Origin of the sequence: Methylobacterium dankookense (genome assembly GCF_902141855.1) — a bacterium.
In the GTDB taxonomy this organism is placed as follows: domain Bacteria; phylum Pseudomonadota; class Alphaproteobacteria; order Rhizobiales; family Beijerinckiaceae; genus Methylobacterium; species Methylobacterium dankookense.
On the sequence record NZ_CABFVH010000035.1, the window covers coordinates 24,173 to 35,159 of the forward strand.

14 protein-coding genes are annotated in these 10,987 nt (G+C 71.1%); 12 read left to right on the forward strand and 2 right to left on the reverse strand.

Features of this window, described 5'->3' with window-relative positions:
* The first annotated feature begins 122 nt into the window (after positions 1-122).
* From petA to coaA, 12 genes are all read left to right on the forward strand, one after another.
* Positions 123-698, forward strand: a complete 576-nt coding sequence (petA, locus tag MTDSW087_RS21265; RefSeq protein ID WP_144766885.1) for a ubiquinol-cytochrome c reductase iron-sulfur subunit — start codon at positions 123-125, stop codon at positions 696-698.
* Between the two features lie 32 nt (positions 699-730).
* Positions 731-2,017 carry a cytochrome b gene (locus MTDSW087_RS21270; protein ID WP_144766886.1) on the forward strand — a complete coding sequence of 429 codons (1,287 nt, stop codon included), beginning with the start codon at positions 731-733 and terminating at the stop codon, positions 2,015-2,017.
* Positions 2,018-2,031: 14 nt separating this feature from the next.
* Positions 2,032-2,943, forward strand: coding sequence for a cytochrome c1 (locus tag MTDSW087_RS21275; protein ID WP_144766887.1), 912 nt, complete (start codon positions 2,032-2,034; stop codon positions 2,941-2,943).
* A gap of 198 nt (positions 2,944-3,141) precedes the next feature.
* Positions 3,142-4,017, forward strand: coding sequence for an S-methyl-5'-thioadenosine phosphorylase (locus tag MTDSW087_RS21280; protein WP_144766888.1), 876 nt, complete (start codon positions 3,142-3,144; stop codon positions 4,015-4,017).
* Positions 4,018-4,129: 112 nt separating this feature from the next.
* Complete coding sequence (hisB, locus tag MTDSW087_RS21285) at positions 4,130-4,717, forward strand: imidazoleglycerol-phosphate dehydratase HisB (protein WP_144766889.1); 588 nt, start codon at positions 4,130-4,132, stop codon at positions 4,715-4,717.
* Positions 4,718-4,728: 11 nt separating this feature from the next.
* Positions 4,729-5,211, forward strand: coding sequence for a DUF2628 domain-containing protein (locus tag MTDSW087_RS21290; protein ID WP_144766890.1), 483 nt, complete (start codon positions 4,729-4,731; stop codon positions 5,209-5,211).
* 11 nt (positions 5,212-5,222) lie between these two features.
* The gene (gene hisH / locus MTDSW087_RS21295) at positions 5,223-5,879 is read left to right on the forward strand and encodes an imidazole glycerol phosphate synthase subunit HisH (protein ID WP_144766891.1); all 657 of its coding nucleotides are present in this window, start codon (positions 5,223-5,225) and stop codon (positions 5,877-5,879) included.
* Between the two features lie 31 nt (positions 5,880-5,910).
* Positions 5,911-6,654, forward strand: a complete 744-nt coding sequence (hisA, locus tag MTDSW087_RS21300; RefSeq protein WP_144766892.1) for a 1-(5-phosphoribosyl)-5-[(5-phosphoribosylamino)methylideneamino]imidazole-4-carboxamide isomerase — start codon at positions 5,911-5,913, stop codon at positions 6,652-6,654.
* 41 nt (positions 6,655-6,695) lie between these two features.
* The gene (locus MTDSW087_RS21305; protein WP_144766893.1) at positions 6,696-7,172 is read left to right on the forward strand and encodes a DUF29 domain-containing protein; all 477 of its coding nucleotides are present in this window, start codon (positions 6,696-6,698) and stop codon (positions 7,170-7,172) included.
* Positions 7,173-7,182: 10 nt separating this feature from the next.
* Positions 7,183-7,959, forward strand: coding sequence for an imidazole glycerol phosphate synthase subunit HisF (gene hisF / locus MTDSW087_RS21310; RefSeq protein ID WP_144766894.1), 777 nt, complete (start codon positions 7,183-7,185; stop codon positions 7,957-7,959).
* Between the two features lie 132 nt (positions 7,960-8,091).
* Positions 8,092-8,415 (forward strand): phosphoribosyl-ATP diphosphatase, encoded by a 324-nt coding sequence (locus MTDSW087_RS21315; RefSeq protein WP_144766895.1) that lies wholly within the window; start codon positions 8,092-8,094, stop codon positions 8,413-8,415.
* On the forward strand, positions 8,412-9,413 hold the full coding sequence (coaA, locus tag MTDSW087_RS21320; protein ID WP_144766896.1) for a type I pantothenate kinase: 1,002 nt from the start codon (positions 8,412-8,414) through the stop codon (positions 9,411-9,413). Before MTDSW087_RS21315 ends, coaA begins: the two co-directional genes overlap by 4 nt.
* Before the next feature lie 314 nt (positions 9,414-9,727).
* Here coaA and thpR read toward each other — a convergent pair whose 3' ends face one another.
* Positions 9,728-10,267 (reverse strand): RNA 2',3'-cyclic phosphodiesterase, encoded by a 540-nt coding sequence (gene thpR / locus MTDSW087_RS21325; protein ID WP_144766897.1) that lies wholly within the window; start codon positions 10,265-10,267, stop codon positions 9,728-9,730.
* Positions 10,268-10,295: 28 nt separating this feature from the next.
* Complete coding sequence (locus tag MTDSW087_RS21330; protein WP_144766916.1) at positions 10,296-10,943, reverse strand: arylesterase; 648 nt, start codon at positions 10,941-10,943, stop codon at positions 10,296-10,298.
* Positions 10,944-10,987: the final 44 nt, after the last annotated feature.

Consider the following 10,987-nt stretch of genomic DNA (forward strand, 5'->3'; position numbering starts at 1 on the left):
GCCGGTCGCATTGCACAGTTTAGAACGATAGTGCTCTGGTCCGGTCCGAAGCGGCCGGCCCGCGCACCCGCGGGGCCCGAGCGCGCCCCGCTTCGGCTTTCACGCTCTGGAGGTTCGAGACCTTGGCGAACACGACTGCCGCCGCGCCCGCCGGCGCCGCCCCGCAGGAGGGCACCCGCCGAGATTTCCTGTTCCTCGCAACCGGTGCCGGCCTCGCCGTCGGCGCCGGCGCGGTGGCCTGGCCCTTCGTCTCCTCGATGGCGCCGGACGCCGCCACCATCGCGGCCGGCGCGCCCATCGAGGTCGACCTGACGCCGATCACCGACGGCCAGATCATCAACGTGTTCTGGCGCGGCAAGCTGATCTTCGTGCGCAAGCTGACGGGCAAGGAGATCACCGACATGAAGGCGGTGCCGCTGGCGGATCTCGCCGACAGGGCCACCTTCGACAGCCGCGTGAAGAGCGGCCACGAGCAGTGGCTCGTGGTCTACGGCAACTGCACCCATCTCGGCTGCGTGCCGATCGGCCACCAGGGCAACTACGAGGGCTGGGCCTGCCCCTGCCACGGCTCGCAGTTCGACGCCGTCGGCCGCGTGCGCCGCGGCCCCGCACCGATCAACCTGCCGCTCCCGCCCTACGCCTTCCAATCCGACACCAAGCTGCGGATCGGCGAAGAGGGCGGCAAGGCCGCGGCCTGAACGAGAAGAGGCGGGAGGTCCCGGAGAGCCCCATGAGCGCACACGGCAACACCTACGTCCCGAAGAGCCGCTTGGCGAAGTGGTTCGAGTCGCGGCTGCCGCTCGTCGGCCTGGTCCACTCGTCCTTCGTGTCCTTCCCGGTTCCGCGCAACCTCAACTACTTCTGGACCTTCGGCGCGATCCTGATCGCCTTCCTGGGCATCCAGATCATCACCGGCGTCTGGCTGGCGATGCACTACCAGCCCTCGGCCACCGAGGCGTTCGATTCCGTCGAGCACATCATGCGCGACGTGAACTACGGCTGGCTGCTGCGCTACGCCCACGCCAACGGCGCGTCGATGTTCTTCGTCGCCGTCTACGTGCACATCTTCCGCAACCTCTACTACGGGTCCTATAAGGCCCCGCGCGAGGTGCTCTACATCCTCGGCGTCGTCATCTACCTGCTGATGATGGCCACCGCCTTCCTCGGCTACACCCTGCCGTGGGGCCAGATGAGCTTCTGGGGCGCCACCGTCATCACCAACATCCTGGCGGCGATCCCGGTGGTCGGCGACACCATCCAGAGCCTGCTCTGGGGCGGCTACTCGGTCGGCAGTCCCACCGTGAACCGCTTCTTCTCGCTGCACTTCCTGCTGCCCTGGATGATCGCCGGCGTCGTGGTGCTCCACGTCTGGGCGCTGCACGTCACGGGTCAGAACAACCCCGCCGGCATCCCGATCAAGTCCTCGAAGGACGCCGTGCCCTTCACCCCCTACGCCACGGTCAAGGACGTGTTCGCCACCGTGGTGTTCATGATCCTGTTCGCGTGGTTCATCTTCTACCAGCCGAACTATCTCGGCCACGCCGACAACTACATCCCGGCCAACCCCGCCGTGACCCCGGCCCACATCGTGCCCGAATGGTACTTCCTGCCGTTCTACGCGATCCTGCGCGCGGTGCCCTCGAAGCTCGGCGGCGTCATCCTGATGTTCTCGGCGGTGATCATCCTGGCGCTCGCGCCCTGGCTCGACACCTCGCGGGTGCGCTCGGCGAACTACCGGCCGATCTACCGGCAGTTCTTCTGGGTGTTCGTGGCCGTGTGCTTCCTGCTCGGCTGGCTCGGCGCCAAGCCGCCGGAGGGCGGCTACGTCATCGCCGCGCAGATCTGCACCGCCTACTACTTCGCCCACTTCCTGATCGTGATGCCGCTCTGCGGCCTGTTCGAGACCCCGACGAAGCTGCCGGGCTCGATCCTGGAGAGCGTCACCGGGCCGGGCAAGCAGGTGAGCGGGGCGGGGATCCCCGCAGGCGCCGCCGCCGCACCGCACACGAAGGGCTGAGGGACGAGAGACAGATGCGCGCCACCAGCCTCATCGCCGCCGCCCTCGCGGCGGCCCTGATCGGCCTGTCCCCGGCCACCCTGTCCCCGGCCCGCGCCGAGGACGGCCACGGCAGCCAGCCGCCGCGCCAGAAGTGGAGCTATGCCGGCGTGTTCGGCCGCTTCGACCAGGCGCAGCTCCAGCGCGGCTTCCAGGTCTACAAGGAGGTCTGCTCCGCCTGCCACTCGATGCGCCTCGTTTCCTTCCGCAACCTCGCGGAAGAGGGCGGTCCCGGCTACTCGGCGGCCCAGGTCAAGGCGCTCGCCGCGACCTACCAGGTGAAGGACGGGCCGAACGATTCGGGCGAGATGTTCGAGCGGCCCGGCCGCCCGGCCGACCGCTTCACGGCGCCCTTCCCGAACGACCAGGCCGCGGCCGCCCCCAATGGCGGCAAGGCGCCGCCGGACTTCTCGGTGCTCGCCAAGGCCCGCACCTTCGAGCGCGGCTTCCCCTGGTTCGTCTTCGACGCGCTGCCCTTCACCGGCTACTCGGAACAGGGCGTCGACTACATCCACGCGCTGCTCGTCGGCTACGAGGATCCGCCGAAGGGCACCGAGGTGCCGGACGGCACCCACTACAACCAGTACTTCCCCGGCCACCTGATCGCGATGCCCAAGCCGATCAGCGACGGGCAGGTGACCTATCCGAAGAACGACAAGGGCGAGCCGGTCGTGCCGGAGACGGTGGACCAGTACAGCAAGGACGTCGCCGCCTTCATGGCCTGGGCGGCCGAGCCGCACATGATGGCCCGCAAGGCGCTGGGCCTGCGCGTGATCCTGTTCCTGATCGTGCTCTCGGGCCTGCTCTACTACGTGAAGAAGAAGATCTGGGCGGATATCGGCGGCGAGGTGCACGGCCTCCAGCCGGAGCTGCACAAGACCTCCTGAGGCGATCTCCGCTTCCCGAAAGAGATGTGCTACGGGCCCCGCGAGGGGCCCGTTTCGCTTTGGCGGGCATCTCTCCCCCCTTGCGGGGAGGAGCCGGAGGTGGGGTGGTGCCGGACGACGCTCGGCGCCCCATCCTGAACCACCCCACCCTGCCCCCTCCCCACAAGGGGGAGGGGACCTACCGCACGAGGTTTTGCGATGACGGCAGCGGTTCTCGGCGTGATGGGCGGCTCCGGGGTCTACGACCTGCCGGGCCTGGAGGACGTGCGCGAGGAGGCCGTGTCCTCCCCCTGGGGCGAGCCCTCGGACGCCTTGCGCATCGGGCGCATCGGCGACACCCGGGTCGTGTTCCTCGCCCGGCACGGGCGCGGCCACCGCTACTCGCCGTCGGGCATCAACTACCGCGCCAATATCGACGCGATGAAGCGCGCCGGCGTCACCGACCTCGTCTCGCTCTCGGCCTGCGGCTCGTTCAAGGACGAGCTCTATCCCGGCCTGTTCGTGCTGGTGGACCAGTTCGTCGACCGCACGCATGGCCGCCCGTCCTCGTTCTTCGGCAATGGCTGCGTCGCCCACGTCTCGATGGCCCATCCGGTGGGGCCGGGCCTGCAGAAGCGCATCGTGGCGGCGGCGGAGGCCGAGCAGATCGCGGTGCATCGCGGCGGCACCTATGTCTGCATGGAGGGGCCGCAATTCTCCTCGCTCAGCGAATCGAAGGCCTACCGGGCGCAAGGGTTCGAGGTGATCGGCATGACCAACATGCCCGAGGCCAAGCTCGCCCGCGAGGCCGAGATCACCTACGCGACGATCGCCATGGTGACCGACTACGATTGCTGGCACCCCGGCCACGACGCCGTCGACGTGGCGGCGGTGGTGACGGTGGCCCGCGCCAATGCCGACAAGGCGGCCCGCCTCGTCGCGCGCCTCGCCCGCGACTTCCCCGCCGAGCGCGAGGACTGCCCGGCGGGCTCGCACCGGGCCCTCGAGGGCGCCATCATGACGGCCGCCGCCCAGCGCGATCCGGAGCTGATCGCCCGGCTCGACGCGGTGGCCGGGCGCGTGCTGCGGGGCTGACCGTCCGTTCCGGCGCCGGAACGCCTTTCCAGCGCGAGGGAAATCACACTAGAAGGCGGGCATTCCGGACCGGCGCCGCGCCGGCCCCCCGCGGCACTCGAAAAGCGAACGCATGCGCAGCGCCAGCATCAGCCGGAAGACGGCGGAGACCGACGTCGCCGTCTCGATCGGCCTCGACGGCACCGGCCAGGCCCGGATCGCCACCGGGATCGGCTTCCTCGACCACATGCTGGAGCTGTTCGCCCGGCACGGTCTGTTCGACCTGGAGATCAAGGTCGAGGGCGACCTCCATGTCGACCAGCACCACTCGGCCGAGGATTGCGGCATCGCGCTGGGCCAGGCCTTCGCCCGGGCGCTCGGCGACAAGCGCGGCATCGCGCGCTACGCCGACGCGCACCTGCCCATGGATGAGACGCTCTCGCGCGTCTGCGTCGACATCTCGGGCCGCCCTTTCCTCGTCTTCCGCACGGCCTTCCGCGTGGAGAAGATCGGCCAGTTCGACACCGAGCTGGTGCGCGAGTGGTTCCAGGCCTTCGCCATGAATGCCGGGATCACCCTGCACGTCGAGACCTTCTACGGCGACAACGCGCACCACATCGCCGAGAGTCTGTTCAAGGGCCTGGCGCGCGCCTTGCGCAAGGCGGTGGCGCTCGATCCCCGCGAGGAGGGCCGCGTGCCCTCGACCAAGGGGACGCTCTGAGGGAGCCGGACATGCGCACGCGCAGCTACACGCTTCACCCGGGCCCGGACGCGATCCCCGGCGAGGCGCACGGCCTCGACCGCGCCCAGGTGGTGGCGGACGGCTTCTCCTGGCCCGCCTTCGCCTTCTCGGTGGCGTGGTTCGCCTTCCACCGCCTCTGGCTCGCGGCCCTGATCGTGGCCGCCGGCCTCGCCCTGGTGGCGCTCGCCGGCTACGCCCTCGGCATCGCGCCGGGCGCGGCCTTCGTCATCACCCTGCTCGCCTCCGTGCTGATCGGGCTCGAGGCCTCTTCGCTTCGCCGCTGGACCCTGGCGCGGCACGGCCGGCCGGCCCGCGACGCGGTGCAGGCGGCCAGCCTCGCCGAGGCCGAGGCCAAGCTGATCGCGCGCTGGCTCGACCCGCGCAGCCTGCCGCCCGCGCCGCAGCGCCCGGCCTTCGCCCGGGACCGCGAGCCGGTGATCGGCCTGTTCCCGGCGGAAGGGGGAGGCCGGTGAGCGGACGGACCATGAGCGAGACCGTCGCGATCATCGATTACGGCTCGGGCAACCTGCACTCGGCGGCCAAGGCCTTCGAGCGCGCCGCCCGCGAGGCGGGACTCGACACGCGCATCCTGGTCACCGGCGATCCCGACGCCGTGGCGGCGGCCGACCGCGTGGTGCTGCCGGGCGTCGGCGCCTATGCCGATTGCCGCCGCGGCCTCGACGCCGTGCCCGGCATGGTCGAGGCGATGACCCGCGCCGCGATCGAGGCGGGCCGGCCCTTCCTCGGCATCTGCGTCGGCATGCAGCTCATGGCGACCCGCGGCCTCGAATACGAGACCACCCCCGGCCTCGGCTGGATCCCCGGCGATGTCGGCCCGATCCGCCCCGCCGACCCGGCCCTCAAGATCCCGCATATGGGCTGGAACACGCTCAAGCCGGATCGCGACCACGCGCTGCTCGCCGGCATCCCCACGGGCGAGGGGGGCCTGCACGCCTATTTCGTGCACAGCTACGCGCTGAAAGCCGGCCGGCCGGGCGAGGTGGTGGCCCATGCCGATTACGGCGGCCCGGTCACCGCCATGGTCGGCCGCGACAACCTCGCCGGCACGCAGTTCCACCCCGAGAAGAGCCAGCGCCTCGGTCTGGCGCTCCTCGCCAACTTCCTCCGTTGGCGGCCCTGAGGGGCCGCCGGCGCTAAAGACGAGTCCCCCCGTGATCCTCTACCCGGCCATCGATCTGAAGGAAGGGCGCTGCGTCCGCCTCGTGCAGGGGGACATGGCCCAGGCCAAGGTGTTCAACGACGATCCCGGGGCGCAGGGCGCGACCTTCGAGGCCCAGGGCTTCTCCTGGCTGCACGTGGTCGATCTCGATGGCGCCTTCGCGGGCGCGCCGCGCAACGCCGCGGCGGTCGACGCCATCCTCGCCCGCGTCACGATCCCCGTGCAGCTCGGCGGCGGCATCCGGGACATGAAGACGCTCGAGGCCTGGCTCGCCAAGGGGATCGCCCGGGTCATCATCGGCACGGCCGCCGTGCGCGACCCCGCCTTCGTGCGCGAGGCCGCCCGGCGCCATCCCGGCAAGATCGCTGTCGGCATCGACGCCAAGGACGGCCGCGTGGCGGTGGAGGGCTGGGCCCAGACCTCCAGCATGACAGCCGAGGAGCTCGGCCGCCGCTTCGAGGATGCCGGGGTCGCCGCGATCATCTACACCGACATCGCCCGCGACGGCATCCTCAAGGGCCTCAACGTCGAGATGACGCTGGCGCTCGCCAAGGCGGTGCAGATCCCGGTCATCGCCTCCGGGGGGCTGGCCTCCATCGAGGACGTGCATCGCCTGCTCCAGCCCGATTGCGCGCTGATCGCCGGCGCCATCACCGGCCGCGCCCTCTACGACGGCCGCATCGACCCGCAGGCGGCGCTGAAGGCCATCGCGGAGGCGCACCGCGCCGGGGCGTGATAGGATCCAAGCTCCACCAAGGATCGCGCCAGGAGGCTGCGATGAGCGTCGTGAAGGCGGCGGCCCGGCCCGTTCCGGCCGGGACCGCCTACGAGGACGATTTCTACACCTGGACGCAGGAGCAGGGCGCGCGCCTGCGGGCCGGGGACATCGCGGGCCTCGACCTCGAAAACCTGGCCGAGGAGATCGAGACCCTGGGGCGCAGCGAGTTCAGCAGCCTAGTCAGCGCCTGGCGCGTGATCCTGCTGCACATGCTGAAATGGGACCATCAGCCAGAGCGCCGGACCCGGAGCTGGGCGCTGTCGATCGCGGCGCAAAGGGCCGAGGCCGCCTATGTCCTGAAGGACAATCCGGGGCTGAAGGGCCGGCTGGAGGAGGCGCTGGAGCGGGCCTATCACGGCGCGCGTATCGGCGCCGCGAAGGAGACGCGGCTGTCGCTAAGGCGCTTTCCGGAACGCTGCCCCTACACCCGGGACGAGATGCTGACGCGTCCCTTCCCCGACGACACGACCGACTGACGAGTCCCCTGTGCTCAAGACCCGCATCATCCCCTGCCTCGACGTCAAGGACGGCCGCGTCGTCAAGGGCGTGCGCTTCCTCGAACTCCGCGACGCGGGCGATCCCGTCGAGGCGGCCAAGGCCTACGACGCGGCCGGCGCCGACGAGCTCTGCTTCCTCGACATCACCGCGAGCCACGAAGCCCGCGGCACCCTGCTCGACGTGGTGAGCCGCACCGCCGAGGCCTGCTTCATGCCGCTCACCGTGGGCGGCGGCGTGCGCGCGGTCGAGGACGTGCGCGCCCTCCTGCTCGCGGGCGCCGACAAGGTCGCGATCAACACCGCCGCCGTGAAGGATCCGGACCTCGTCGCCCGGGCCGCGGAGAAGTTCGGGGCGCAGTGCATCGTGGTGGCGATCGACGCCAAGCGGGTCTCGGGGCCCGGCGAGCCGGCGCGGTGGGAGATCTTCACCCATGGCGGCCGCAACCCGACCGGGCTCGACGCGATCGCATTCGCCCGCACCGTCGCCGCCAAGGGCGCGGGCGAGCTCCTCGTCACCTCCATGGACAAGGACGGCACCCGCTCCGGCTACGACCTCGCCCTGACCCGGGCCATCGCCGACGCGGTGACCGTGCCGGTGATCGCCTCGGGCGGCGTCGGCGGGCTCGACGACCTGGTGGCGGGCGTGGCCCAGGGCGGCGCGAGCGCCGTGCTCGCCGCCTCCATCTTCCATTTCGGGCAGCACAGTGTGAGCGAGGCCAAGGCACACATGGCGGCGGCAGGCCTCTCCATGCGGCTGGATGCTTAATCCCGGCAGGATCCGTGCATAACCTGATGGCCTGTGCCATCTGTCAGCGGCCCGGCTTGCCCGCCGCCGGGCCTTGAAGCAATTTCCCGCCGATCGCGGCGCCGTTGCGGGCCCCATGATGCACGGTGTTGCATGACCGAGTACACGCTGAACGACCTGGCCCAGCTGGTGGCGAGCCGGGCCGGCACCTCGCCCGACCAATCCTACACGGCCAAGCTCCTGGCGGACGGGCCGGCGAAGGCGGCCAAGAAGCTCGGCGAGGAGGCGGTCGAGGCGGCCATCGCCGCCGTGCAGGGCGACCGGGCGGGCCTGACGGCGGAGGCCGCGGACGTGCTCTACCACCTCGTGGTGCTGCTGCAGGCGGGCGGCGTCTCCCTCGACGCGGTGATGGCGGAGCTGCAGCGGCGCACCGCCCAGAGCGGCCTCGCCGAGAAGGCCGCGAGGCGCCACACATGAGCTTCGCGCCGGCGCCCCTCGGCGCGTCCGGCCAGGACCCCGTGACCGGGGAGGGGCCGGCGACGCTCTCCCCCTATCGCCGCTTCACGCGGGAGGAATGGGCGAGCCTGCGCGCCGACACGCCGCTGACGCTCTCGGCCGACGACCTCACCCGGCTGCAATCGATCAACGACCCGATCTCGATCGAGGAGGTGGTGGCGATCTACCTGCCGCTGTCGCGCCTCCTCTCGCTCTACGTCGCCGCGACGCAGGGGCTGTTCAAGGCGACGCAGCGCTTCCTCATCGCCGAGCGCGAGCGCAAGGTCCCCTACATCATCGGGCTCGCCGGCTCGGTGGCGGTCGGCAAGTCGACCACCGCGCGCATCCTGGCCTCGCTGCTGGCCCGCTGGCCGAACACCCCGAAGGTCGACCTCGTCACCACCGACGGCTTCCTCCTGCCGAACGCGGAACTCGCCGCCGGCGGCATCATGGAGCGCAAAGGCTTCCCCGAGAGCTACGACACGGCGGCCCTGCTGCGCTTCCTGCACGACGTGAAGGCCGGCCATCCGCGCGTGACCGCGCCGCTCTACTCGCACCTCGTCTACGACCGGGTGCCGGGCGAGGAGCGCGTGGTGGAGAGCCCCGACATCCTGATCGTCGAGGGCCTCAACGTGCTCCAGCCGGCGCGGCTGCCGCGGGACGGCACGGCGATCCCCTTCGTCTCGGACTTCTTCGACTTCTCGATCTATCTCGACGGGCACGAGGACGACCTGCACCGCTGGTACGTCATGCGCTTCATGAAGCTGCGCGAGACGGCCTTCCGCGATCCGCGCTCCTTCTTCCGCAAATATGCCGAGGTGCCCGAGGCCGAGGCGCTCGCCATCGCCGACCGGCTCTGGACCACGATCAACCTGCCGAACCTGCGCGAGAACATCCTGCCGACGCGCCAACGCGCCAGCCTGATCCTCGCCAAGGGGGCGAGCCACCGGATCGAGAGCGTCGCGCTGCGGCGGCTGTGAGCGGGTCTCATACCAAAGTGCGTTGATCCCGACCCATGGTCGGGATCAACGCACCCGGCGGACGACCGCCGCCGCGCCGTCGCGCGGGCAGACGGCGATGAGTCGAGCTCAGCGCCGTCTGGATCAGAGCCTGTTCGAGCGGGATCGACTGATCGTCATGCAGAGATGGGGCTCGTCCTACCAAACCACCTCATCCTGAGGTGCGAGGCATCAGCCGAGCCTCGAAGGAGGCCTCCGCTTCGCTCCGGCACCTCAGGATGAGGTCGAGGGGGATCAGCGGATTGAACACCTGCTCGATCCGCTCAAACAGGCTCTCAGGCGAACGGAAGCTCGGCCTCCGCGACGTAGGGGCCGCCGCCCGTCGATTCCCGCGCGGAGAACACCGTCACCGCCCGCGCCTCGAAGCGCAGCGGCTCGAACAGGCCGCTCTGGGCCACGTACATCGCCACGCCCTCGGGGCTCGCCTCGCGCCTGAGGCGGGCGAGCGTCACGTGCGGCGTGAAGCGGCGCGTCTCGGGCGGCACCCCGGCGCGGCGCACGAGGCGCTCCTGCTCGACCTGCAGGTCCATCAGCTCCGGCTCCTGCGCGACCGAGGCGAACAGCGCCCGCGGCCGGTCGCCCCCGAAGGCGCCGAGGCCGTCGAGGGTGACGGTGATCGGGGGGCGCGGGCGCATGGACGAGAGTGCCTCCAGCACGTCCTCGGCGACGTCCGCGTCGATGTCGCCCAGGAAGCGCAGGGTGACGTGGTAGTCGCTCTCCTCGACCCAGCGCGCGCCCGGCAGGCCGCCGCGGAAGCGGGCGAGCCGCGCGCCGATCTCGGGCGGGACGGGGAGGCCGGTGAACAGGCGCGGCATGGCGGCCTCCTCGGGTCGGGGCGCTGGCTCAGTGGGCCGGCTCCGCCAGCCGGCCGAGGAAGCTCTCGACCGCGGGGAGGATGCCGGCGACGATCCTGTCCACGCCCTTCGGGTTCGGATGCAGCCCGTCGTCGAGGTTCAGGCCGCGCTCGCCGGCCACGCCCTCCAGGAAGAAGGGGTAGAGCACCAGCCCGTACTGGTGGGCGAGATCGGGATAGATCGCGTCGAAGCGGGCGATGTAGTCGGGGCCGAGATTGGCTGAGGCCCGCATCCCGGCGAGCAGGACCGGAATGCCCCGCGCCTTCAGCCGGGCGACGATGGCGTCGAGGGCCTTGCGGGTCACGGCCGGATCGGTGCCGCGCAGCATGTCGTTGGCGCCGAGTTCGAGGATGACGCCGTCCGTCCCGTCCGGCACCGACCAGTCGACCCGGTCGAGCCCGCCGGTCGCGGTGTCGCCCGAGACCCCGGCATTGGCGATGCTGACGCCGTGGCCGCGCTTGGCGAGCTCGCGCTCCAGCACAGCCGGGAAGGCGGAATCGCCCGGCAGGCGGTAGCCGGCGGTCAGGCTGTCGCCGAGGGCGACGAGCTTCAGGGTGCGGCCGGGCTCGGCCTCGGAGGGGAGGGGGGGCATCAGCAGGGCGAGGGCGGCGAGGAGGAGCGCGGCGAAGCGCAGCAGCGGGCGGGCCCGGCCATCATCCGGGCGTTCCGGCCCGCGATGTC

Excerpts from the sequence above, each read along its gene's own strand:
- coaA (WP_144766896.1), top strand. The coding sequence starts at position 8,412 with ATGAGCTTCGCGCCGGCGCCCCTCGGCGCGTCCGGCCAGGACCCCGTG.
- thpR (WP_144766897.1), bottom strand. The coding sequence starts at position 10,267 with ATGCCGCGCCTGTTCACCGGCCTCCCCGTCCCGCCCGAGATCGGCGCG.
- MTDSW087_RS21280 (WP_144766888.1), top strand. The coding sequence starts at position 3,142 with ATGACGGCAGCGGTTCTCGGCGTGATGGGCGGCTCCGGGGTCTACGAC.
- hisB (WP_144766889.1), top strand. The coding sequence starts at position 4,130 with ATGCGCAGCGCCAGCATCAGCCGGAAGACGGCGGAGACCGACGTCGCC.
- MTDSW087_RS21305 (WP_144766893.1), top strand. The coding sequence starts at position 6,696 with ATGAGCGTCGTGAAGGCGGCGGCCCGGCCCGTTCCGGCCGGGACCGCC.
- hisH (WP_144766891.1), top strand. The coding sequence starts at position 5,223 with ATGAGCGAGACCGTCGCGATCATCGATTACGGCTCGGGCAACCTGCAC.
- MTDSW087_RS21315 (WP_144766895.1), top strand. The coding sequence starts at position 8,092 with ATGACCGAGTACACGCTGAACGACCTGGCCCAGCTGGTGGCGAGCCGG.
- MTDSW087_RS21275 (WP_144766887.1), top strand. The coding sequence starts at position 2,032 with ATGCGCGCCACCAGCCTCATCGCCGCCGCCCTCGCGGCGGCCCTGATC.
- MTDSW087_RS21290 (WP_144766890.1), top strand. The coding sequence starts at position 4,729 with ATGCGCACGCGCAGCTACACGCTTCACCCGGGCCCGGACGCGATCCCC.
- MTDSW087_RS21270 (WP_144766886.1), top strand. The coding sequence starts at position 731 with ATGAGCGCACACGGCAACACCTACGTCCCGAAGAGCCGCTTGGCGAAG.